A 23219-nucleotide genomic window follows, 5' to 3' on the forward strand; every position below is an offset into this window, starting at 1 on the left:
AGCCCCACAGAGAGCGGGGCGAGACGTAGCGAAGCAGATGCTAAGACACAGACAGACGATGACCGATCGAATGAGAATCAAACGGAAAACGGAGGAAAAGAAGATGAGCATGAACAAGAACATCGCACGCCTGGCAGTGACAGCAGGCCTCACGGCGGCGTTGAGCTTCGGCGGTGTGATGGCCCCGGTGACCATGGCGTTTGCTGAGGGTACGCCTGTGGCTACGGAGAAAGGCGACGTTACTATTAGGGAGGATACCTACACGGATACGACTTTCAAGGGTATCCAGATTTTCAAGGCAACGGTCACGCAGGATAATAAGGACAACGCTTGGAATGGTCCCAAGACGCTTTCTGATATCACGTGGGCGTCATCTGATGCCGAAAGGGCTGTAAAGGGCGTATTTGCTGATGCGATCGATAAGCCTGTCGATACTGCTACTGCGCAGGATTGGGCAGATTACATTACGAAAAAAGCTGGCGATAACGTTGGCGAGGGAGTAAAGGTCGATGCCGGTAGCACACTCGACAAAATCGCCAAAGCCTTGGAGGAAGTTGCCACAACTAACGAGAGCACTGGCTGGAAGACTTCGACCGATGGTAAATTCAACAATCTGCCCGCTGGTTACTGGCTCTTTGTGACCGCTCAGGTCGGTTCGACTAAGGACGCTAATAAGACCAACGGTAATGAAGACGCGTTCACCTCGCCGATCTTTACCATCGTCGGCGGCGCCAATGTAAATGCGGAGCCCAAGAAGGACGTCCCCAATGTCACCAAGGCCATCAAGGACGACAAGGACGACAAGTGGGTTACGGACGACAACAAAACTGTTTTCCAAGCTGCAAACAAGGCAGCTGACTCCGCTGCTGGTCAGCTGGTTGAGTATCAGCTTGCCGGTACTGTCGCGAGCAACATCAACACGTACAATAAGTACTTCTACGCCTTCACGGACGAGCTTCCTCTCACGATGGTTCCAGAGCTTGGCAATGACAACAAGCCCGTTGTCGAGGTTAAAATTGGCGAGAGCATCGTTAGTCCCGATTCCTATACAGTGTCCTACAATACGGATGACGGCAAGAATACCCTGTCCGTCTCTTTCGATAATCTGAAAGAAGCCAAGGATTCCAGCAACAATGCCATTACCGTTAACGGCGATTCGAAGGTCTATGTGAATTACAAGGCCAAGCTTGATCCTACGAAGATTTCGGCGGGCATGCTCGGTAAAGCACAAGAGAACAAGGTCAAACTGACCTATTCCAACAACCCGCATTCCGAGGGTACCGAGGGTACGGGAACCACGGTTGAACACCCTGCCTACGACTACACCTACGGCATCGATGTCACCAAGGTGGGCTCCGATGACGATACTAAGGGGCTCAAGGACGTTCAGTTCACGCTGCAGGAGAAAGACTCCGACAAATTTATCAAGGCCGACGGTACCACGACGACAGATAAAGATGCCGCAATACTGACCACCAACAACGAAGGTAAGATCAACGTTGTCGGTCTCGATGAGGGCACCTACATCCTTAAAGAGGTAACTCCGGCGCCTGGTTACAATAACTCTGCCTCCAATGGTGTCACGTTTACTATTGCCCGCGGCACGCTTAAGCAGGATGGCTCCGAAGTGAAACCGGACAAGGGTTCTGCCAACGTTACTGCTGCTGACGGTGTTATAAAGGCCGATTCTGCCGCCGTATCTACCGGTAAGCTCAGCTTCACCATCGTCGACCAGAAGGGCACCGGCCTCCCGCTGACCGGTCTCAACGGCGTGACCTTCACTTGGATCGCTGGTGGCGCGGTGCTGTGCATCGGCGTGGCGCACCTCATCCGCAGCCGTAAGCAGGCTGAGGAGTCCGAGCAGGAGTAACGCTCACTCACCCATCCCTTTGGCAGGTGGGATGTGATGGCCATGAGACTTGCGGACACTTTTCTCGTCCATCCACGTTCTTGCTTTGCCATTCTCTTTTCGGGGCAGACTCCGCGCTGGAGTTTGCCCCGTTCTTTTTGAACAGCGCAGCCGGGGCGCCGTCGCTCGTATGATCGAGCGTATGATTAGCGAACAAATGTTTGCAAATATTGCGTTTACCAGCTGTAAGTGCGAGTGCTCGCAGTAAAATACCCTTGCGACGCATTCCGTGCGCGGGCGGCCGACGACTCGATCGGAGGTCCCCAAATGCTGAAATTCCTTAACGCGCTCGCCGCCCTCGCGGCGGTAGGCTCGTTCGTCATCGCGTTTCTTGACTCGTATGAGGTTCGGTTTAAGGTCCGTAGGCGCACGCGCGGTGCGGACGGTAGAAGGCATTTGCGCTGCAACAAGCGCAAATAAGAATGCCCGGGGTTAGAGGCCCGGGCATTTAACAAAACCAGAAAACTAGGCCGCCCGCGCTTTCGAACACTTACGCGGGATGCGTCGTTTTCTATTGCCATTGTATCCCGAATCGCCCAGCCGATTCGGGATATTTTGAAAACTCAAATGCGGGCCCATACTTGCACTGCGCAATGCTGCCAGGCTGCGTTGCGCAGCGCATGAGCTCGCTAATCGGCTATTATTTGTTCAGACAACTTGAGTTGTAGAGGAGTGACCGGCGATGGTGCAGGGCGCCAAACATATGAAGAGCAGTAACGCCGCGGACAACGGCGGCTCAAGCCCTCAGCCCAAACCTCAACCAAAGCCCAAGCGCCGTCGCAAGCGACTGCCGCGCTGGGCCGACCGGCTCATCACCATCGTCATCATCCTTATTGGCGTGGGCCTTATGACCTGGCCGTGGATCTTGGACCGGCTCGAGGCCTCGGGCGTGTTCAACCAGATCAGCACCGTGTCCAGCACCGTGGACGCGCTGTCTGCCGAGGAGCGCGAGCGCATCCTGCTCCAGGCGCGCTCCTTTAACGAACAGCTGGCGGGCGAGGCCACTGAGCTTCCCGCCGACCAGATCGAGCCCTATGCCCAGCAGCTCATCTTTGACCGCGACCCCATGATGAGCTGGGTCGAGATTCCCTCCATCGACGTGAGCATGCCCATCTACCACGGCACGAGCGAGGAGGTCCTCATGGCGGGCGTCGGCCACCTGGAGGGCACGAGCCTGCCGGTGGGGGGCGCCTCGACGCATTGCGTGCTCACCGCGCACTCGGGCATGCACAACCTGAGCATGTTCGACGACATCCATTCGCTGGAGCCCGGCGACCTGGTGCTGCTGCACACCATGAGCAAGACGCTCGCCTACAAGATGGTGGACTCCGAGGTGGTGCTGCCCGAGGAGATGGAGTCGCTGACCATCGAGCCCGGCGCCGACAAGGTGACGCTCGTCACCTGCACGCCCTATGGCGTGAACGACCATCGCCTGCTGGTGCACTGCGTGCGCACCAAGTACAACAAGAAGGACGCCGACAAGCAAAAGTCGCTGGCCGGCCGCCACTGGGGCAAGCGCGAGTTTGCCGTGCTCATCGTGGTCGTGGCCATTGTGCTGTTGCTGCTGGACATCGTGATCCACGCGATCCGCAAGCGCCGCAAGGCCAAGGTCTCGGCATAAGACATTCTCCAGAACCACCACAATGGGGACAGGCACCTTTGTGGTGGTCGGGGCTTCTAAACCATCACAACATTCGATGAAAATTGCGATTTTGACGATAAGCGTCGAATGTTGTGATGCTTTTCGCTGCGGGCGGGACGGTTTTCGTTTCGGGCGGCGCGGTTCTCGTTGCGGGTGGGATGGTTTTCGCTACGGACGGTACGGTTTCGCTGCAGAACCGCCAGCCCGCCGCCTGCCAGCCGCCGCCCTCGTTACGTTTTCGCTGCATTTAGGTAAAGCACCTGCTCCGAGCGGCGTTGCCCTGTATACTAGAGCGGTTTAACTGTTATGCGGAAGGGAGCGCCTATGGCACTCAGCGAGAAAGACGTGCGCGGCATCGCCGAGTACGCAAAGATCGCACTGACCGATGACGAGCTCACCCAGATGACGTCCTACCTGAACGACGCCGTCCAGATGCTCGAGCCCGTCTTGCAATATGACTTGCCCGACGTGGAGCCCACGTTCCATCCCATCGGAAGCCTGTCCAACGTGATGGGCGATGACCTGCGCGAGCCCGAGCGCGACCTGCCGCTCGACGTCGCGCTCGAAAACGCCGGCAGCGCGCGCGACCGCTACTTCCGCGTGCCGTCCATTTTGGGAGAGGGGGAGAGCGAGTAATGGCGCAGAGCTTCGATTCCCTTACCGCCGCCCAGATCGCCGCAGGCGTTGCCGCCGGCGACTTTACCGCTACCGAGGTGGCCCAGGCATCCCTTGCCGCCATCGAGGCGCGCGAGGGCGGGGTCCAGGCATTCCTGCAGGTGGCGCCCGAGCTTGCGCTCGAGGCTGCTGCGCGCGTGGATGCCGACCGTGCCGCAGGCAAGCCGCTGCCCCCGCTTGCAGGCGTGCCGCTGGCCATTAAGGACAACATGAACCTCGTGGGCACGCACACCACCTGCGCTTCCCGCATGCTCGAGAACTACCAGAGTGTTTACACCGCCACCTGCGTCCAACGCATGCTCGACGCCGGCTGCCTGCCCATGGGCAAGGCTAACATGGACGAGTTTGCCTTTGGCAGCTCCACCGAGAGCTCGGCGTTCCATCGCACCAACAACCCCTGGGATACCGAGCGCGTGCCCGGCGGCTCCTCGGGCGGCTCCGCTGCAGCCGTCGCCGCGGGCGAAGTCGCGCTCTCACTGGGCTCGGACACCGGCGGCTCCATCCGCCAGCCGGCGTCGCTGTGCGGCGTGGTGGGCTTTAAGCCCACGTATGGCGCCGTGAGCCGTTACGGCGTGGTCGCCTTTGGCTCGTCGCTCGACCAGGTGGGCCCCTTTGGCCGCACGGTCGAGGACGTCGCGCTGGCCATGAACGCGCTTACCGGCGCGGGCCACGATCCGTACGACTGCACCAGCCAGGATTGCGCCGTCGACTTTACCGAGCATCTCAACGACAGCATCGAGGGCAAGCGCGTGGGCATCATCCCCGCGTTTATGGAGGCCGAGGGCCTGACGCCCGAGGTCAAGGCCGCTGTTCAGCGCGCCGCCCAGGAGCTGCAGAATCAGGGCGCCGAGCTGGTCGAGGTCGACCTGCCGCACCTGGACGCCGCCATCGCCGCCTACTACGTCATCGGCCCGGCCGAGGCGTTCTCCAACCTGGCCCGTTTTGACGGCATTCGCTACGGCTATCAGGAGGAGGGCTGCGCCAACCTGTCCGACCAGAGTTCGCTTTCGCGCGCCCACGGCTTTGGCGCCGAGGCCAAGCGCCGTCAGATGCTCGGCGCCTACCTGCTGAGCTCGGGCGTGTACGACAAGTACTACTACGCTGCGCAAAAGGCCCGCACGCTCATCACGCAGGACTACGACGCCGCGTATGCCAAGGTGGACACCATCCTCATGCCCGCCTCGCCGCGCACGGCCTTTAAGTTTGGCGAGATCAGCGACCCCACGCAGATGTACCTTTCGGACCTGTACACCATTTCGCTCAACATCTGCGGCAACGGTGGCATCTCGGTGCCGCTGGGCCTGGGCGAGGATACTCAGCTGCCCGTTTCTGCCCAGCTGGTTGGTCCGGCGTTTAAGGACCGTCAGCTGCTCACGTTTGCCCGCGCCCTTGAGCGCGGCTTTGCCGATGCCGCCACGGGTGCGCCCGCGCTTTCCGTCGCGCCCGATTTTGCCGGGAAGGGAGGCGAGCTGTAATGAAGGAGCTTTCCGAGGTCCTGCAGGATTGGGAGGCCGTGATCGGCCTGGAGATCCATACCGAGCTCACCGCGCTCGATACCAAGATGTTCTGCAACTGCAAGCTCAGCCACGATGACGAGCCCAACGCCAACGTGTGCCCGGTGTGCCTGGGCCTGCCCGGCGCCCTGCCGGTGCCCAACAAGCGCGCCATCGAGAGCATCGTCAAGGCCGGTCTCGCCACCAACTGCGAGATCCAGCGCCACTCGATGTTCTACCGCAAGCACTACTTCTATCCCGATATGGCCAAGAACTTCCAGACCACGCAGGGTCCGGTCGCCTTTGCCATGTACGGTCACCTGGATCTGGACGTGACCGGTCGCGGAGCTGCCGAGCGCCCCGACTGCGCGTTTGGCGAGGCCGAGGCCCAGAGCCTGGCGAGCGCCTCAGCCAACGCCGAGGGCCTGTCCACGTCCATGACGTCGACCATGCGTGAGGGCAACCAGCGCGCCGGCCATCTGGCCAGCTACGACGCGTCCAACCTGCAGATGCCCGAGCGTCGCGAGGACGGTTCCTACACGGTGCCCATCCGCATCCTGCGCATCCACATGGAGGAGGACGCTGCCAAGATGGTGCACGTGGGCGGTGCCGAGGGTCGCATTACCGCTGCGGCCGAGTCGCTCGTCGACTACAACCGTTGCGGCACGCCGCTCATCGAGCTCGTCACCGAGCCCGATCTGCGTACGCCCGAGGAAGCGCGTCTGTTTATGGAAAAGCTCCGTCGCATTTTTGTGACGCTGGGCATTTCGGACTGCTCCATGGAGAAGGGCTCCATGCGCTGCGACGGCAACGTGTCGCTGCGCCGTCGCGGCGAGACCAAGCTGGGCACCAAGACCGAGCTCAAGAACCTCAACTCGTTTAAGAGCCTGCATGACGGCCTTGCCTACGAGATTTGCCGCCAGGCCGAGGTGCTCGAGGAGGGTGGCATCATCTATCAGGAGACCCGCCACTGGGAGCCCAGTCGCAAGCGCACCGTAGTCATGCGTGTGAAGGAGACGGCAGACGACTATCGTCTGTTCCCCGACCCCGATCTGGCGCCGTTCGATCTGGACGACGAATTCATCGACCGCTGCCGTGGCGAGATTCCCGAGCTGCCCGATGCCAAGCGCGCCCGTTTTGAGGCCGACTTTGGCATTAAAGCGGCCGACGCCGAACAGATTGCCGGCGACCCCGAGTTTGCCGACTTCTTTGAGGCCGCTGCTGCCGGTATGGCCGGCAAGGAGGCCCAGACGGTCGCAAACCTGCTGGTCAACGAGATGATCGCCTACCTTAAGGGTGCAGGCGTGTCGCTCGCCGAATCCGGTATCGCACCGGCTCAGGTGGCGGCGCTCGCCAAGCTGCTGGCGACCGATGCCATCAGCTCCAACCAGGCGCACGAGGTCTTTGAGGCCATGGCCCAGACCGGCGACGACCCCAACAAGATCGTTGACGAGCGTGGTATGCGTCAGGTGAGCGATGCCGGCGCGCTACAGCCGATCGTGGACGAGGTGCTGGCAAACTGTGCCGATCAGGCACAACAGTATCGTGACGGCAACCAGAAGGTCATCGGCTTTTTGGTGGGCCAGTGCATGAAGGCGAGCCGCGGCAAGGGCAACCCGAAGCTCTTCAACGAGTTGCTGAGAACGTCGCTCTCGTAAACGGGAACCCGGAAGCCCCGGCAGGGCGGGTGCTTCCTCAAAATTTCGAACAGTCCTGCGCAAGACGAAGGCCACATTAAGTGGCCTTCTTTGCGTGCGGAACTCATTTTGAGGAAGCACCCGCCCTGCCGGGGCTCCCGGGTTCTGTGACGACTCGGCCGTTCGGGTCAGGTTGGCTGGATTGAATTTGGTGAATGAGGGCGCCGTTGGCGCCCTCATTCTTTATATATGTTGGGAACGCCAGGTGGTGGGGGTGGTGCCGGTGTATTGTTTGAAGGCTTGGGTGAAGGCGGCCTGCTGAGGGTAGCCTAGACGCTCTGCCACCTGCGCTATCGTGAGCGAGCTGTCTGCCAAAAGGTCCTGTGCTCGCTCCATACGGCGTCTGCGAATGTAGGCGCCCAGGGACTCGCCAGTTTGGGCCTTAAAGGTGGCGCATAGTTTGGAGCGGCTTGTGTAGAGCCTCTCGGCCACCTCGTTGATACCCACATGTCTGCCTTTGTCGAGCGCGCGCTCAATCATTGCCGTTGCTTCTTCGGCAATGGTTATGCTGACGCGTGTGTCTGCCGCCTGCCGCGCCTGCTTGTGGGCCGCGCGCGAACAGGCGAGCTCCGCGACCATGGTCTCCACGATGCCCTGCATATAGACGTGTCCGCCTACGGTGCGGGCGCGGTCCTCGTTAATCCGGCGTAGCGTGTGGCAGATGGCAGACGTCGCTTCCTCATGCCATGGCTCGGCAAACGCCTCAAAGATTCCCACGAACTCGGTGGGATAGCGGTGCTCCAGTTCGTCAAAATATCCAGGCAAAAAGAGCACCGAGCGCGAGTGATAGAGCTCCTCCGCAAACAGCGGGCTTAACTCCTCGCCACAGTTGTTTTGGATAAAGCTGCAAACGGCATTGTTCGGCCACGGTCCATGCAATGGTTTGAGGTTCGCGGGCGTTATGCCAGCCTCGGGCATGCATGTAAGTGTGGGCGCGCTGACCTCGCTCACGCAGGCGTATGGCTCGGGTGTGTATTCGGCCAGGTACATATCGTGCGTCGGGGTGATGAAATGCTCCATGACGATGCAGGTGGGGGAGAGGGGCATGATCCATGCGCGTCCGTGCGCCCGGTCGTTTGCCACCTCGCCGGTAAAGACGGCGCCCTTGCCGGAAAGCTCCAGGCCAAACTGCTCAAACTGTGGTGCATAGAGCTCGGTTATGTCGGTCGCGGCCCGATGCATTTGCAAAAGCGTCCCCTTCCTTTGCAGAAACGTCCATGCCTGGCTTAATTGTGAGCCATGGCTAACACATCAATGATAAGTTCATTACGGTTAACTCTCAAGCCGTTAGAAAGGAATCTCATGGCAAAGGGATCAAAAAGGGAAGGCGGCGGTATCGGCGAGCTGCTTGCATATGCCGGCGACCGTAAATTCCTAACGTATTTGGGCATGGCGCTCTCGGCGCTCTCGCAGCTGCTGAGCTTTGGCCCGTACGTGTGCATTTGGCTTGTCGCGCGCGATCTGATCGCCGTGGCACCTAACTGGAGCGAAGCCTGCGACATCGCGACGTATGGCTGGTGGGCCGTGGGGTTTGCGCTGGCAAGCATCGTAGCTTATTTCGTGGGGCTCATGTGCACGCATCTGTCCGCGTTTCGCTGCGCGTCCAATATCCGCAAGACTACGAGCGAGCACCTGCTTAAGCTGCCGCTTGGCTACTTTGACACGCACGCCACCGGTGAGCTGCGCCGTATTGTAGACGGATGCGCCGCCTCCACCGAGACTTTGCTCGCACACATGCTGCCCGATATCGCAGGCGCCACCGCCATGGTCGCAGGCCTGCTCGTGCTGCTTTTCGCGCTCGATTGGCGTTTGGGGGCGGCATGCCTTATCTCGGTCGTCGTTTCGTTTGGCGCCATGGCCACCATGATGAGCGGCAAAGGCGCCGAGTTCATGAAGGCCTACATGGGAGCGCTGGTCAAGATGAACAAGACCGGCACCGAATACGTACGTGGCATCCCCGTGGTCAAGGTGTTTCAGCAGACGGTCTACTCCTTTAAGGCCTTCCACGATGCGATCGCCGAATACGCCGACATGGCACAAAACTATGCGGGCACGTTCTGCCGAGGTCCGCAGGTACTCAACCTTACCGCGCTCAATGGTCTTGTGGCATTCCTATTGCCCGTGGCGTTGCTGTTGGCGCCAGGCGAGACGGACTTCGCGCATTTTATGACCAACTTCACGTTTTACGCGATATTTTCGGCCGTGGTACCGACGGCTATGACCAAGCTCATGTTTGTGGGCGAGGCCTCTCAGATGAGTGCCGATTCGCTGGCTCGTATTCGAAGCGTCATGGATTCCAAGCAGCTCTCCGTGCCCGCCCAACCCAAGCACCCTGCCGGCGGCGACGTGCGATTTGAGGACGTGAGCTTTACGTACGAGGGTGCCGAAGCACCCGCCGTTAGCCATGTAAGTTTCAGCGTTCCCGCTGGTGGCACCCTCGCCCTGGTGGGTCCCTCGGGTGGCGGTAAGTCAACCTGCGCAAGCCTGATTCCGCGTTTTTGGGATGTTTCCTCGGGTCGAGTGCTCGTAGGTGGTGTGGACGTTCGCGATATGGATCCGCACGAGCTTATGGACCAGGTCGCCTTCGTGTTCCAGACCAACCAGCTGTTCCGGCAAACACTTGCCGACAACGTACGCGCCTCCAAGCCTACGGCCACTGACGACGAAGTGCGTGCGGCCCTCTCCTCAGCTCAGTGCGACGACATTGTGGCCAAGCTCCCACAGGGCATCAATACCATGCTCGGTGCCGGCGGAGCATATCTTTCGGGCGGCGAGGTCCAGCGCGTGGCCCTCGCCCGCGCGATCCTTAAAGACGCGCCTATCGTGGTGCTCGATGAGGCCACGGCGTTTGCCGATCCCGAGAACGAGGCGCTCATTCAGCGCGCCTTTAGCAAGCTGGCGGCGGGTCGCACGGTCATTATGATTGCGCACCGGCTTTCGACCGTGGTGGGCGCAGACCAAATCGTGGTGCTCAACCAGGGCAGCGTGCAGGAGTCGGGTACCCATGCCGAGTTGCTGTCCCAAAATGGCCTGTATGCCAAGATGTGGGCCGAATACGAGCAGGCCGCGAGCTGGAAGATTACTGCTGCGACCGCGGATGCCGCCGTCACGAAGGGAGGCGAGGCCTAAATGTTCGCCTCATTCCAAAAGAAGTATTTCCTATCCGATAAAGGCGTCGCCGGCGTAAAACGCGGCATTTTCTGGACCACGCTCACCAATCTCATCACCATGGCTGGCATGGGCTTTTTATTCCTGGTTATGGCCGGCTTTGTCGAGCATCTCGCCAGCGGGGCTGACCTGCCGGATGCCCTGCCGATTGTGTGCGGCCTCCTGGTCTTTTTTGTGTTGCTCTTTGCTTCTAACTGGCAGCAGTATTACTACACCTACTGCATCTTTTACGAGGAGTGCGGCAAGCAGCGTATGGAGATCGCCGAGCGCTTGCGCAAACTGCCGCTGTCGTTTTTCGGTCGTCGTGATCTGGCCGATTTAACCGAGACCATCATGGGCGACGTCCAGGCCATGGAGCACGCCTACAGCCACGTGCTGGGAGAGCTTTGGGGTGCCATCATCGCAAGCGCCATTGTGTTCGTGGCGTCGCTGTTCTTTTGCTGGCAGCTGGCGATTGCGGCGTTTTGGAGCGTTCCCGTGGCCTTTGCCGTGTTGTATCTGACGCGCGGCCCCATGACTCCGGTGTTTGATCGCGTGCGCGCCGAGAAGGTCAAGGTTACCGAGGCTATTCAAGAGACGCTCGACTGCGTTCGCGAGATTCGCGCCACCAACCAGGAGGCCCATTATCTTGAGGGACTCAACGCCGTGATCGATGCCGAGGAGCGCGAGACCACCAAGGGCGAGCTCGTTAACGGGCTTTTGGTCAACTCCGCCTTTGCCATCCTGCGTCTGGGCATTGCCACCACGCTGGTCACGGGCGCCGCGATGGTCGCCTCCGGGCAGGTCGACTTTTTGGTGTTGTTTGCCTTCCTGCTTATGGTGAGCCGTATCTATGCGCCCTTTGACCAGGCATTAATGTTAATGTCCGAGCTGTTTGCCGCCGAGTCGTCTGCCAAGCGCATGCGTTCCATCATGGAAGAGCCTGTGGCGCGGGGCAGCGAGAACTTTAAGCCTGCGGGCCACGATGTGGTGTTCGATCACGTGGCATTTGGCTATGGTGCGGGCGAGGACGGACGCGCCGGCGAGAAAGTTCTTACCGATGTGAGCTTTACCGCCAAGGAAGGCGAGGTCACGGCGCTGGTCGGTCCTTCGGGTTCCGGTAAGTCTACGGTGAGCCGCCTGGCCGCGCGCTTTTGGGATGCCACTGCGGGCAAGGTTGCCGTGGGCGGTGTGGATGTTGCGGGCGTGGATCCCGAGGTGCTGCTGCGCGACTACGCCATTGTGTTCCAAGACGTGCTGCTCTTTGACGACACGGTGATGGGAAACATCCGCCTCGGGCGTCGTGATGCCACCGATGAGGAAGTGCTTGCAGCCGCGCGTGCCGCCAACTGTGACGAGTTCGTGAACCGCATGCCGCAGGGCTATGACACTATGATTGGAGAGAACGGCTCCAAACTCTCCGGCGGCGAGCGCCAGCGCATCTCCATCGCCCGCGCACTGCTCAAAGACGCGCCCATCGTGCTGTTGGACGAGGCGACGGCAAGCTTGGATGTGGAGAACGAGACCGTGGTGCAACAGGCACTCTCCCGTCTGCTTGCAGGTAAGACGGTTATCGTTATTGCCCACCGTATGCGTACGGTGGAAAATGCCGACAAAATCGTTGTGCTCAAGAATGGCGTGGTTGCCGAACAGGGCACCCCGGCGCAGCTCAAGGCGGCAGGTGGAGAATTCGCCCGCATGGTTGCGCTGCAAAAGGAAGCGGCGGCCTGGCAGCTGTAGGAGTGTGACAAAGGGACAGTCCCTTTGTCATATTGAGTTCACCCCCATAGTTTCCAAAAAGTTAGCCGTTGTTGACCAAATAATTATACTAAACTAGTCTCAAAAGTGTGCTCGAGCAAACTTGTTTACTCGGGTGCTGAGGCACCGTGCCGCGTCCAATGCGGCAAAAGGGAGAAGCAACATGAAGAAGTCGACGTTTAACACCCTGCTTGTCGGTGGCGGTTTTCTGCTTGGTACGGCCGGCATCAAGCTGCTCACCAGCGCTCCGGTAAAGAACGCCTGCGTGCAGGGCATCGCGTGCGGTATGCGCGTCAAGAACTGCTACCAGGACATGGTCGAGCAGGCCAAGGCCAATGTCGACGACATGGTCGCCGAGGCGGCCTACATCACCCAGAGCGAGGCCGCTGCTGACGAGGCAGCCGAGTAACGCTCCCAGGCACAAACTATGAGATTCTCGATTATTAGCGAGATCCCCGGCAGGACCCGTCTTCAATTGGCGGGTCCTGTGCCAGAGAGCGATCTCGATGCACTTCTTAAGCTCAGCGGCGATATCGACGGCGTGCGCAAGGTGCGCGTGTATGGCCGTATTGGCCAGATGGCGCTCGAATATGACGAGCCGCGCCGCGCGAGCGTGCTCGACGCCTTGGGTGCGCTCGATGCCCAGGCCATTGCCGACGCAAAGACGGGTTACGTGATGCAGCTTGAGCCACGCAAGCACAAGCTCGTCATGGATCTTGCCACACTTATCGGCGCCCACTACGCGCGCCGCTGGTTCTTGCCGACGCCGCTGCGTGCCATCTTTGTCGTGGCCGGTTACATGGCATTTTTGCGCGCTGCCCTTCATGAGCTGGCGCAGCCGCGCCTGACCGTTCCTGTGCTCGACGCTTCGGCCATCGGCATTTCGTTCGTCAAGCGTGATGTCGACACCGCGGGCCAGACGATGTTCCTGCTCAACGTGGGCGAGCTGCTCGAGGACTACACCCGCGCCATGAGCGAAAACGAACTCATCAACTCGCTGCTCGACGTTCCCGACAAGGCGCAAAAAGTGGTCGGCGACACCGAAGTAAGCGTTGCCGCTACCGAGCTCGAGCCCGGCGATCTGGTCGCTGTACGCACTGGTATGTCCATCTGCATCGACGGCGTGGTCGAGCAGGGAAGCGCCATGGTTAACCAGGCGACCCTGACCGGCGAGCCGCTGGCCGTCGAGCGCAGCGCGGGCGACGATGTATTCGCCGGCACCGTCGTGGAAGACGGCAGCATCTTGGTGCGCGTGCGCGCCAACACGGCGCAGACCAAGCTGCGCTCGATCGTCTCGCTCGTGCAGACGGCCGACTCGCTCAAGTCCGAGGGTCAGTCGCACATGGAGGACCTCGCCAACAAGATCGTCCCGTGGAACTTCCTGCTCGCGGGCCTGGTTGCGCTCACCACGCGCAGCCTCATCAAGACCTCGGCGGCGTTGATGGTCGACTACTCGTGCGCGCTCAAGCTCACGGGTTCCGTTGCCGTCATGACTGCCATGAGCGATGCCGCCAAGATGGGCGTCATGGTCAAGGGCGCAAAGTACTTTGAGTCGTTTGCCAAGGCCGACACCATTGTCTTTGACAAGACCGGCACGCTCACCGAGGCGCAGCCGCGCCTGGCTTGCGTGCTCACGACCGATGGCTGGAGCGAGGACGAGGTCCTGCGCCTTTCCGCTTGCTTGGAGGAGCATTTCCCGCATCCGGTGGCACGCGCCGTGGTCAATGCGGCACGCGAGCGCGGGCTCGAGCACCGCGAGCGTCACGCTGCGGTCGAGTACATCGTGGCGCACGGCATCGCTTCGTCCATTGAGGGGCGTCGTGCCATCATCGGTTCCGCGCATTTTGTGTTTGAGGATGAGGGCGCGCAGCTCGAATCCGACATCAAGGAGCGCATCGAGTCCCAGATGCAGGGCCTGTCGCCGCTGTATCTGGCGGTCGACGGCACGGTTGTGGGCGTGCTCGGTATCGAGGATCCGCTCAAACCTGGCGTGCGCGAGGCCATCGCCGACTTGCACGCGTTGGGCGTTAAGCACGTGGTCATGCTCACGGGTGACTCCGAGCGCACGGCCGAGCGCATTGCGCGCGAGGCAGGGGTCGACGAGTTTAAGGCCGAGCTACTGCCCGAGGACAAGTACGCGTATGTTGAGCGCATTAAGGGCGAGGGGCGCCACGTTGCCATGGTGGGCGACGGCGTCAACGATTCGCCGGCGCTCGGTTTGGCCGACGTGGGCCTGGCGATGGGTGGCGGAAGCGACATCGCCAAGGAGGTCGCCGATATCATTCTGACCGATACGGACCTTGCCGCGATCGTGCGCCTGCGCCGTATGAGCCAGGGTCTCATCGATCGTCTGACGAGTTCGTATTCCAAGGTGATGCTTACCAACTCAGCGCTGTTGGCATTGGGTATTACCGGCATGATCACTCCGCAGACGTCGTCGCTCCTGCACAACGGCTCGACGATCGCCTACAGCCTGAGCAACGCAAAGGCCTATCTACGCTAACGCTTTTGCTTGAGTTTATGGCCTGCACCCGGGCGGCACTGCTGTCGTCCGGATGCAGGCTTTTTATGTTTGACCGTGTGCTATCAGCCATTTATAGTGGTGCTAGCAGTGATAGCAGGCGGGAGAAGTGTGATCAATATGAGCGTTGCTGGCAGCACGGCGCAGGTAAATGTTCGCGTGGATCGCTCGGTTAAAGAGCGTGCCGAGGAAGCGCTGCGACTATCGGGCGGAACGCTGCCCGACCTTATTAAAAAAGTCGTGGCCAAGGTTGCGCAGGGCGGCGGTTCGTGTGAGGAAATCCTTGAGGCCGTTAACGACCGACAGCGGGGTGCCGCGCTGGATTCTCCGTTTGCCGCATCCTGGGCGGCGGCTGATCAGCTTTACGCGGACTTAGGTATCGATGCGTCACCTGCATCCGATGATCGTGATTGGGACACAATCTATTCCGAAGCCATGCACGATCGCTATCGCCAAAAGGGGATGATCCTGTGAGTGGAGCCCCTCTTAAGATCATGGTGGATGCCAATGTGTGGGTCGATTCGTTTTGCGCCGACCATGCCGAGTCGCTTGCCGCGCGTGCGTTTATTGGGCAGGCAGCGGAATCGGGCGCGGCGCTGCTCTTTCCGGTGCATATCGCCAAGGACGTGCTGTACGTAGTTCAGCACGAGTTCAAGCGCAGGGTTCTTGTCGAAAAAGGCTCGGTCGACGAAGCGTCGGCGCAAGCGATCGGCGAGGCTGCGCTGGCGTTTGTTCGGAATATGACCGAAAACGCTACAGCCGTGGGCGCTGATGCATCCGATCTGTGGCTAGCCGACAAATATCTGACGCTCCATCGCGATTACGAGGACAACTTGGTACTCGCTGCATGCAAGCGCGCCCAGGTTGATTACTTGGTAACTAACGATCGCAAACTGCTCGAACATGCCGATCTTGCAGCAAAGACGCCGCGCCAAATGATGCCGATTCTCGCGCTGGCCGAACGCGGTGGGCGGGCATCCCGCTAGCGCCTTGCTGTCTGCGTGCCCTTCGGAACGTCGACATTCCGAAGGGCACGCATCCTTTAATTACAAAAGCGCGGCCTTGATGGCAGGGGCTTCGGCGAGCTTCTCGGCTGCCTTTTCATCGGAATCGTTCAGTGCAGCCAGACCGCGGTAGACCCACTCGTTGACCTGGGTGTTCTTGACGCCTGCAGTCTGCATAAGGGTACCTACCTCGCGGATTGCTGCGAGCAGATCGGCCTTGGGACCTGCGAGCTCTACCTCGATGCCGTGGTAGGCGGCCACGCCGCGGTTTTCGCTCACGTGGTCGATAAAGCCCTCGACGGTCTCAAGCTGCTGGGCGAGAGCTGCACCATCGTCAGCGTCCAGCGCGACGAGTGCGTTCGATACCGTGAGGGCGGGATGTCCGCAGGGGACAAAGCCTTCGATGACATCCATAGCTTCGGTAATGGTTGAGCCCAGGCCTGCGAGGGCATTGACGAGCTGCTGCTTGGTATCCATAACGGTCCTTTCGACGGGTCAATTTTGCTTGGCGAAAATATACGTGACGCGATCGGTAGCAAAAGTGCGAAGTGCGGAGCACATTGGGGTCTTCACAGCTCGTGCATAGAACAGCTGTCTGCCTTTAGAACGTGGTAAGATAACACTCCACAAGCGGGGCTCACCCCGCATGTTCCTTGAAAAGTCGACGGGTGTTGGGCGCTCGTGTCCAATGCCATCCAGACTTTCCCGACATTCGGGGGCGACTGGTTTCGACACGATAGCTCTGAGAGAGGAAGCAAGCCGAGGTCTCCTCGCCTCGTTAAACAGGGGTACCGTCAAATTGAATTGACAACAACTCTTCTTTTGAGCCTATGGCTCTCGCTGCTTAGTTTATAGCGGCGCGTCAACCCGGTGATTTCCCCGACACCGGCGCGACGTCATGTTAGGGGAATGCTCCTGCGCACGTAATCGGTATGGCGCAGGCTAAGACCGAACCGGTTAGGACGCCGCGAGCGTGTCGCTGCGCGCAAAGCGTCCGAGACTAAACCAGCGACTGAGCTTGGAGATGCCAATCAGGGGGCTTTCGTGGACCGGAGTTCGATTCTCCGCGCCTCCACCAGAAGTAACAGGCAGGTAGATATTCGTATCTACCTGCCTTTTTATTTCTAGTCCGCACCGCGGAGAATCGAACTCTGTGCAGGGCGCGTGCGTAAAGAAAACGCCTCAGTGACGCAGAGTGGGGCGCGCTTTCCCAATGGCGGCCCAGGCGGAAAGTACGTCCCGGAATCCGCGCTCAGAACGGGACGCGCTTTCCCAGCGGCGGTCCAAGTGGAAAGCGCATCCCGGAATCCCGCCTCAAACTGGGGCACACTTTCCGCTTCACCTGCCGCCTCGAAAAACCTGCGCGCTCGCCATCCCAAAACTGGGTAGAAGAAAGCCAAAACGCAATCGCAGGAGGTCAACATGACTGCAGAAGATAAGGCAAAGAACGCCGGCAAGGTCGCGCTCGTTTTGGAGGGCGGCAGCTTCCGCGGGCAATTTACCGCAGGCGTGCTCGACGTCCTCATGGAGGCTGGCGTCGAGATTCCGGCGGTATATGGCGTATCGGCCGGCGCCCTCAACGGCGTGAACTACAAGTCGCACCAGATCGGCCGTGCCAACCGCATCAACCTGGCTTTCTGCAACGACAGCCGCTTCATGGGCGCCGCATCGTTTGCGTCCACGGGCTCTATTGTGGGTTACGACTTCATCTTCAACGATGTCCAGGACCGCCTGGATCCCTTTGACAATGAGACGTTCGACGCAAGCCCCATCGAGATGTACGCCGTCGCTACGGACATGCTCTTTGGAACCGCCACGTACCTCCCGGTCAAAAGCGCCGTGCTCGATCTCGACGCCGTGCGCGCCTCGACGTCGTTGCCGCTGGTGACGCCGCCGGTCGAGATTGACGGGCACAAATACGTCGACGGCGGCGTGGCCGATTCGGTTCCTATCGAGCATGTGCTCGAGGAGGCGGGCTTCGATCGTGCGGTCGTCATCGTCACGCAGGACCGTTCGTATGAGAAAAAGCCCTACGAGTTTTTGCCGGCCGCGCGTGCGCGTTATGCCGACTACCCCTATCTGCTCGAGGCTATCGAGACGCGCCACGACCGCTACAACATCCAGCGCATGCACCTGTGGAAGTATGAGCGCGAGGGCCGCGCGTTGGTCGTCGCTCCGCAAAAGCCGGTCGAGGTCGGCCACGTCGAGCACGATTCGGCAAAGCTCCTCGACCTGTATATCCAGGGCCGTCAGGAGGCAAAGCGCCTGCTCGCGGAAATCCAAGAGTTCGTTGAGCGCTAGCGACGGCGAACCATCAAAAAATGGCAACAGTTAAAGAGCTGGAAAAATCACGGCTCGTGGATGACATGTGCAGAAACTCTGGTCGGAGCCAAAATACCTGTTGACTCGTACGGCGAGCGGGGTAATATGGACGGGTTACTTGCAGAGCCCCGTGAATCTCTGTAACAACACGTACTGTACATGGAGGAGTCTAAGTGATTTCGAAATCGACTCACTACGCCAAGCAGGGCGAGGTCCAGCGCAACTGGGTTCTCGTCGACGCCGATGGTGCTGTCCTGGGCCGTCTTGCCACCCAGATCGCAATGATCCTGCGCGGTAAGAACAAGCCCCAGTTCACGCCCAACAGCGACTGCGGCGACTTCGTTGTCGTCATCAACGCCGATAAGGTCCAGCTTACCGGTAACAAGGCCGACACGAAGACCTATTATCGCCACAGCGGCTACAACGGCGGCCTCAAGGCTGAGAGCTTCCGCCAGGCTATGGAGAAGCACCCGGAGAAGGTCATCGAGCGCGCCGTTCGCGGCATGCTGCCCAAGACCACCCTCGGCCGTGCCCAGATGACCAAGCTTAAGGTCTACGCTGGTGCCGAGCATCCGCACGCTGCCCAGAACCCCACGAAGATTGAGCTGGAGGCTTAAAGATGGCTGAGAACACCGTTGTCTACCAGGGTACCGGCCGTCGTAAGAACGCCGTCGCCCGCGTCCGTCTCGTCCCCGGCACCGGCAAGGTGACCATCAACAAGCGTGACGCCGAGCAGTATTTCGGCCGTCATCAGCTCGTTGAGAACGCCCTTGCTCCCTTCAAGGTGACCGACACCGCCGGTCAGTTCGACGTTATCGCTCTGTGCGATGGCGGCGGCATTTCCGGTCAGTCCGGCGCTCTGCGCCTGGGCATCGCTCGCGCTCTTCTGAACGCTGGCGACTACCGTGCTGACCTCAAGAAGGCCGGTTTCCTTACGCGCGATGCTCGCGTGGTCGAGCGCAAGAAGTACGGCCTCAAGAAGGCCCGCCGCGCTCCCCAGTTCTCCAAGCGCTAAGGTTTTATCTCCTTTCGAGATACAATGTACAAGCGGGGCCTGCCGATTCCTCGGCGGGTCCCGCTTTTCTTTTTCGACTAGGGTGGGCGGTTGCATATCGCCTGCTAGGGAAGGAGCGATCCTATGCCCCAGAACATCTTCGGTACCGACGGCGTCCGTGGCGTCGCCAACGCCGATCTTTCGTGCGACCTCGCGTTTCGCCTGGGCCGCGCGGCGACCAAGTTCCTTGGTCCGGATATCTGCATCGGCCGCGACACGCGTCTTTCGGGCACCATGCTCGAGAGCGCTCTGACCGCCGGCATCATGGCCGAGGGCGGCCGTCCGCACTGCTGCGGCGTCATCCCCACGCCTGCCGTGGCGTTGCTCACTGTTCAAAACGAGCTCGACGGCGGCATCGTCATCTCCGCTTCGCACAATCCGCCGGAGTTCAACGGCATCAAGTTCTTTAGCCGCAAAGGAATGAAGCTTCCCGATGCTGTCGAGGAAGAGATCAGCGCCTGGGTCATGTCCGAGGAAGCCATGGCTGCCGACACGCTGCCGACCGGTGCCGGCGTGGGCCACATTATCAAGATGAAGGACGCTCGCAAGGCATACGTCGATCACGCCATCGATACGCTTGATGGCCTGAGGCTCGACGGCCTGGTCGTTGCCGTCGACTGCGGCCACGGTGCTTCCTGCCAGACTACGCCCGCCGCGCTGCAGCGCCTGGGCGCCACGGTCCATGCCATCAACACCGATTACTGCGGCACTGACATTAACGTTGAGTGCGGCTCCACTCACCTTGAGCCACTGCGCGAGCTCGTGCTGCGCACCCACGCCGACATCGGCCTGGCCCACGACGGCGACGCCGACCGTGTGCTGTTCGTGGACAGCGAGGGCAATGAGATCGACGGTGACTACATCCTGGCTATCTGCGGTTCTGATCTCGCCGCTCGCGGCAAGCTCGCCAACTCCGAGATCGTTTCGACCGTCATGTGCAACCTGGGCTTCTCCATCGCTATGAAGGAACAGGGCTTCGAGATGGTCCAGACCGCCGTGGGCGACCGCTACGTTCTGGAGCGCATGCTCGCGGACGGCGCCGTCATCGGCGGCGAACAGTCCGGCCACATCATCTTCCTGGAGCACAACACCACCGGTGACGGCCTGGTGACGGCTCTGCAGCTGCTGGCCGTGCTCAAGCGCACTGGTCGTACCCTCACCGATCTTGCCGGCATCATGAAGAAGTACCCGCAGGTGCTCGTCAACGTGCATTCCGACAACAAGGCCGGCTTGGACGATTGTCAGCCCATCTGGGATGCCGTTGCTGCTGCCGAGAAGGAGCTTGACGGCCGCGGCCGCATTCTGGTACGCCCGAGCGGTACCGAGCCGCTGGTCCGCGTGATGGCCGAGGCCGAGACGCACGAGCTGACCCAGCGCGTTGTCGACGACATCGTCGAGGTTGTCAAGCGCGAACTTCCCTAATGGTCAAAAACGGGTGCCAAGTGGTAAACTGTTAAGGTTATTTTGGTTGATCGGTATGTCCGAGGGGGAGCATGTTCACTAAAGTCCTAAGGTCTTTTGGTATGCGTGGTCGAGTCCTTACGCTGGATGCTCCCATCTCGGGCGACGTCATTCCGCTTTCCGAGGTAAACGACCAGACGTTTGCCACCGGCCTTTTGGGCCAAGGCGTGGCGATTCAGCCCACCGGAACGCGTGTGATTGCGCCGGCTGATGCCAAGGTCGAGGCCATTTTTCCCACGGGACACGCCGTAGCGCTTAACACGGTCGATGGTCTGGACGTGCTCATCCACGTTGGTTTGGATACCGTTCAGCTCGAGGGTAAGCACTTTACCGTACATGCGCAAGTGGGTGACATCGTCCATAAGGGCGATGTACTCATTGAGTTCGATCGCGAGGCAATTGCTGCCGAGGGCTACGATGTGACGATTCCCATCTTGGTATGCAACTCCGTTGAGTTCTCGAGCATCAAGGGCTCCGTTGGCGTGCATGTCGAAGAGATGGACCAGCTCATCGTTGCTCGCGAGCGCTAGCAAGTGCACGTGGCCATTAGTCTACAATTCAAACACGTTTACGGAGGGCGCCCTTGAAAGAGGACGCCCTCCGTGGCAAGATGGGATTTGTCCGAAGCTAAAAGGCTTTGGGTCACCGTGGACGGGCAGGGGCCTCGACGCGGTTAGACACGAGACACATACATTACGCGACCTCGCCCTGGTGGCCGCACACGTTGGTTGCGGCCGACGCGGGCCGCGGGCAAGTGCTTGTAAGGGAGCCTTGCCTCTCTTGTACGAGAAAGGACGCGTAATGAAGATCATTAAAGCTAAAGACTACGAGGATATGAGCCGCAAGGCCGCCAATATCATCTCGGCGCAGGTTATCCTCAAGCCCGACTGTGTGCTGGGCCTTGCCACCGGCTCCACCCCGATCGGTGCCTACAAGCAGCTCGCTGCTTGGTACAAGAAGGGCGACGTCGACTTTGCCGAGGTCAGCACCTACAACCTGGACGAGTATCGCGGCCTTTCGCACGACGATCCCCAGAGCTATCACTACTTCATGCGTGAGAACTTCTTCGATCACATCAACATCGACCTGAACAACACGCATGTGCCCGACGGTTCCAACCCCGACGCCGCCGCTGCGTGCTCTGAGTACGACAAGATCGTCGCTGACGCCGGTTACCCGGATCTGCAGCTGCTCGGCATTGGCAACAACGGCCACATCGGCTTCAACGAGCCCGATGACCACTTCTCCAAGGGTACGCACTGCGTCGACCTCACCGAGAGTACCATTCAGGCCAACAGCCGCCTGTTCGACAGCATCGACGATGTTCCCCGTCAGGCCTACACCATGGGTACCCAGACCATCATGTATGCCCGCATGATCCTGGTCGTCGCCAACGGCGAGGCCAAGGCTCAGGCTGTGCATGACATGTGCTATGGTCCGGTTACACCCGAGTGCCCGGCTTCGATCCTGCAGCTGCACACCAACTGCGTTGTCGTTGCCGACGAGGCCGCTCTTTCGCTCTGCGAGTAGCGCGAATCCTGCGGCTCGACATAACCTTGCCTAAGGCCTCCGCTTTGCGGGGGCCTTTTTGCTATCCCTTTCTGTCCACTTGACCAAAAACTTGCCGTAAGCTTGACGAATACCGGATGTCCAACAGCTTGATTCATTCCATATCAGATTCTATGCAAAAATGCCACTAAAAGGTCGTAGACGGTAGCGGGTGCTAGGCGAGTTGAATGACATGGCTGAACCTTGTTCATCTGCGTTACACTGACGCTTAGATGGGACAAGCTGACAAGCTCATTTACCTGCTTAAAGACCGATTAGTCGGGGATTAATAACAATCGGCCCTCGCTGTACAAAAACTTGCCGCTTGCGTACCAAAAGACAACCTAAAACACAAGGTCGCTCTATTCATAGCGCGGCTTGTATGGTCTTGCGGCTACAGTGTCCATACGGTCGACTTGAGGAGCGGGCATGGTAAACGATTTGAGCGGTATAGACGACCTCGAGCTGATGCCGCTGGGCGGAGGCTATATGGTGCGACGCGAACGCTTGATGAATGAGCTTATCGCCAAGGGCCGAAAGGCCGGCATCGTGGTTCTTTATGCGCCCGACGGGTTTGGGAAGACCTCGGTGCTGCTGCAGTACACCCATGAGGTTAAATGCGACCCAACGCGAGGCCCCGTGCGGATTATCGAGGCCGATCGCGCCATTGGGCGCGAGGTGTTTATGCAGCTCGAGGTGGTTACCGAAGAACTCAAAGACAAACCGCACTCCCTTATCGCGATTGATAATGTGCCAAACCTCGATCAGCACGATACCGAAGACCTCATCGACAGGATTCGCGGCCTGCGCGCTATGGGGGTTGGGGTCTTTATCTCCTGCCGTCCTTCAAATCGTCAGCTGATTCATGGGCTGGGCGATTCGGTTAAGATCAATGCGCAGATGCTCAAGGGATCGCGTCGGAAATGTTGGTGTAAGCGCGCCGACGGCTGACCGCCAAACGCAAGCGGCCCCTGTCCTAGAATCTGGA

The 23219-nt window shown here is 59.9% G+C and carries 20 protein-coding genes and 1 other RNA gene; 19 read left to right on the forward strand and 2 right to left on the reverse strand.

Translation table 11 applies throughout. The features are described 5' to 3' along the window. Nucleotides 1-109: 109 nt before the first annotated feature. The 5 genes from GPK39_RS01200 (at nucleotide 110) to gatB (ending at nucleotide 7377) form a co-directional block, all read left to right on the forward strand. On the forward strand, nucleotides 110-1870 hold the full coding sequence (locus GPK39_RS01200) for a SpaA isopeptide-forming pilin-related protein (RefSeq protein ID WP_215673468.1): 1761 nt from the start codon (nucleotides 110-112) through the stop codon (nucleotides 1868-1870). 742 nt (nucleotides 1871-2612) lie between these two features. Continuing rightward, the gene (locus GPK39_RS01205; RefSeq protein WP_215673469.1) at nucleotides 2613-3530 is read left to right on the forward strand and encodes a class C sortase; all 918 of its coding nucleotides are present in this window, start codon (nucleotides 2613-2615) and stop codon (nucleotides 3528-3530) included. Between the two features lie 345 nt (nucleotides 3531-3875). Then, nucleotides 3876-4187 (forward strand): Asp-tRNA(Asn)/Glu-tRNA(Gln) amidotransferase subunit GatC, encoded by a 312-nt coding sequence (gene gatC, locus GPK39_RS01210; protein ID WP_055287082.1) that lies wholly within the window; start codon nucleotides 3876-3878, stop codon nucleotides 4185-4187. Continuing rightward, nucleotides 4187-5701, forward strand: coding sequence for an Asp-tRNA(Asn)/Glu-tRNA(Gln) amidotransferase subunit GatA (gene gatA / locus GPK39_RS01215; RefSeq protein WP_215673470.1), 1515 nt, complete (start codon nucleotides 4187-4189; stop codon nucleotides 5699-5701). The genes gatC and gatA overlap by 1 nt, the downstream gene beginning before the upstream one ends. Then, on the forward strand, nucleotides 5701-7377 hold the full coding sequence (gene gatB / locus GPK39_RS01220; protein ID WP_055287078.1) for an Asp-tRNA(Asn)/Glu-tRNA(Gln) amidotransferase subunit GatB: 1677 nt from the start codon (nucleotides 5701-5703) through the stop codon (nucleotides 7375-7377). Before gatA ends, gatB begins: the two co-directional genes overlap by 1 nt. A 222-nt stretch (nucleotides 7378-7599) precedes the next feature. On the opposite strand, the gene GPK39_RS01225 is transcribed toward gatB, so the two are convergent. Then, nucleotides 7600-8598, reverse strand: coding sequence for a helix-turn-helix domain-containing protein (locus GPK39_RS01225; RefSeq protein WP_252204487.1), 999 nt, complete (start codon nucleotides 8596-8598; stop codon nucleotides 7600-7602). A 120-nt stretch (nucleotides 8599-8718) separates the two neighbouring features. Between GPK39_RS01225 and GPK39_RS01230 the strand changes: the two genes are divergently transcribed. From GPK39_RS01230 to GPK39_RS01255, 6 genes are all read left to right on the forward strand, one after another. Next, nucleotides 8719-10545, forward strand: a complete 1827-nt coding sequence (locus GPK39_RS01230; protein ID WP_006234706.1) for an ABC transporter ATP-binding protein — start codon at nucleotides 8719-8721, stop codon at nucleotides 10543-10545. Further along, on the forward strand, nucleotides 10546-12303 hold the full coding sequence (locus GPK39_RS01235) for an ABC transporter ATP-binding protein (RefSeq protein WP_215673472.1): 1758 nt from the start codon (nucleotides 10546-10548) through the stop codon (nucleotides 12301-12303). It abuts the gene before it with no gap. A 181-nt stretch (nucleotides 12304-12484) separates the two neighbouring features. After that, nucleotides 12485-12730, forward strand: a complete 246-nt coding sequence (locus GPK39_RS01240) for a DUF6110 family protein (protein ID WP_022094642.1) — start codon at nucleotides 12485-12487, stop codon at nucleotides 12728-12730. A 78-nt stretch (nucleotides 12731-12808) separates the two neighbouring features. Continuing rightward, the gene (locus tag GPK39_RS01245; RefSeq protein WP_338404368.1) at nucleotides 12809-14824 is read left to right on the forward strand and encodes a heavy metal translocating P-type ATPase; all 2016 of its coding nucleotides are present in this window, start codon (nucleotides 12809-12811) and stop codon (nucleotides 14822-14824) included. Between the two features lie 129 nt (nucleotides 14825-14953). Further along, nucleotides 14954-15316 (forward strand): hypothetical protein, encoded by a 363-nt coding sequence (locus GPK39_RS01250; protein ID WP_215673474.1) that lies wholly within the window; start codon nucleotides 14954-14956, stop codon nucleotides 15314-15316. Further along, nucleotides 15313-15828: a type II toxin-antitoxin system VapC family toxin gene (locus GPK39_RS01255; protein WP_195503213.1), complete on the forward strand. Its 516-nt coding sequence runs from the start codon at nucleotides 15313-15315 to the stop codon at nucleotides 15826-15828. Before GPK39_RS01250 ends, GPK39_RS01255 begins: the two co-directional genes overlap by 4 nt. Nucleotides 15829-15888: 60 nt before the next feature. Here GPK39_RS01255 and GPK39_RS01260 read toward each other — a convergent pair whose 3' ends face one another. Next, complete coding sequence (locus GPK39_RS01260; protein ID WP_215673475.1) at nucleotides 15889-16323, reverse strand: hypothetical protein; 435 nt, start codon at nucleotides 16321-16323, stop codon at nucleotides 15889-15891. Between the two features lie 237 nt (nucleotides 16324-16560). Here GPK39_RS01260 and ssrA point away from each other — a divergent pair. The 8 genes from ssrA to GPK39_RS01300 all read left to right on the forward strand — a co-directional run bounded on the left by ssrA (nucleotide 16561) and on the right by GPK39_RS01300 (nucleotide 23182). Beyond that, nucleotides 16561-16924: a transfer-messenger RNA gene (ssrA, locus tag GPK39_RS01265) on the forward strand. 344 nt (nucleotides 16925-17268) lie between these two features. Further along, nucleotides 17269-18147 carry a patatin-like phospholipase family protein gene (locus GPK39_RS01270; RefSeq protein WP_148346525.1) on the forward strand — a complete coding sequence of 293 codons (879 nt, stop codon included), beginning with the start codon at nucleotides 17269-17271 and terminating at the stop codon, nucleotides 18145-18147. Nucleotides 18148-18341: 194 nt separating this feature from the next. Next, a complete protein-coding gene (gene rplM / locus GPK39_RS01275; protein ID WP_022094635.1) occupies nucleotides 18342-18785 on the forward strand; it encodes a 50S ribosomal protein L13 in 444 nt (147 codons plus the stop codon). Between the two features lie 2 nt (nucleotides 18786-18787). Further along, on the forward strand, nucleotides 18788-19183 hold the full coding sequence (gene rpsI, locus GPK39_RS01280; RefSeq protein WP_022094634.1) for a 30S ribosomal protein S9: 396 nt from the start codon (nucleotides 18788-18790) through the stop codon (nucleotides 19181-19183). A gap of 123 nt (nucleotides 19184-19306) precedes the next feature. Beyond that, complete coding sequence (gene glmM / locus GPK39_RS01285) at nucleotides 19307-20644, forward strand: phosphoglucosamine mutase (protein WP_006234694.1); 1338 nt, start codon at nucleotides 19307-19309, stop codon at nucleotides 20642-20644. A gap of 71 nt (nucleotides 20645-20715) precedes the next feature. Then, complete coding sequence (locus GPK39_RS01290) at nucleotides 20716-21213, forward strand: PTS sugar transporter subunit IIA (RefSeq protein WP_215673476.1); 498 nt, start codon at nucleotides 20716-20718, stop codon at nucleotides 21211-21213. 271 nt (nucleotides 21214-21484) lie between these two features. Continuing rightward, nucleotides 21485-22213: a glucosamine-6-phosphate deaminase gene (nagB, locus tag GPK39_RS01295; protein WP_195443890.1), complete on the forward strand. Its 729-nt coding sequence runs from the start codon at nucleotides 21485-21487 to the stop codon at nucleotides 22211-22213. Between the two features lie 447 nt (nucleotides 22214-22660). After that, nucleotides 22661-23182, forward strand: coding sequence for a hypothetical protein (locus tag GPK39_RS01300; protein ID WP_215673477.1), 522 nt, complete (start codon nucleotides 22661-22663; stop codon nucleotides 23180-23182). The last annotated feature ends 37 nt before the right edge of the window (nucleotides 23183-23219 follow it).

The sequence above is a fragment of the Collinsella aerofaciens genome (genome assembly GCF_018785245.1).
Classification (GTDB): Bacteria; Actinomycetota; Coriobacteriia; order Coriobacteriales; family Coriobacteriaceae; genus Collinsella; species Collinsella aerofaciens_AD.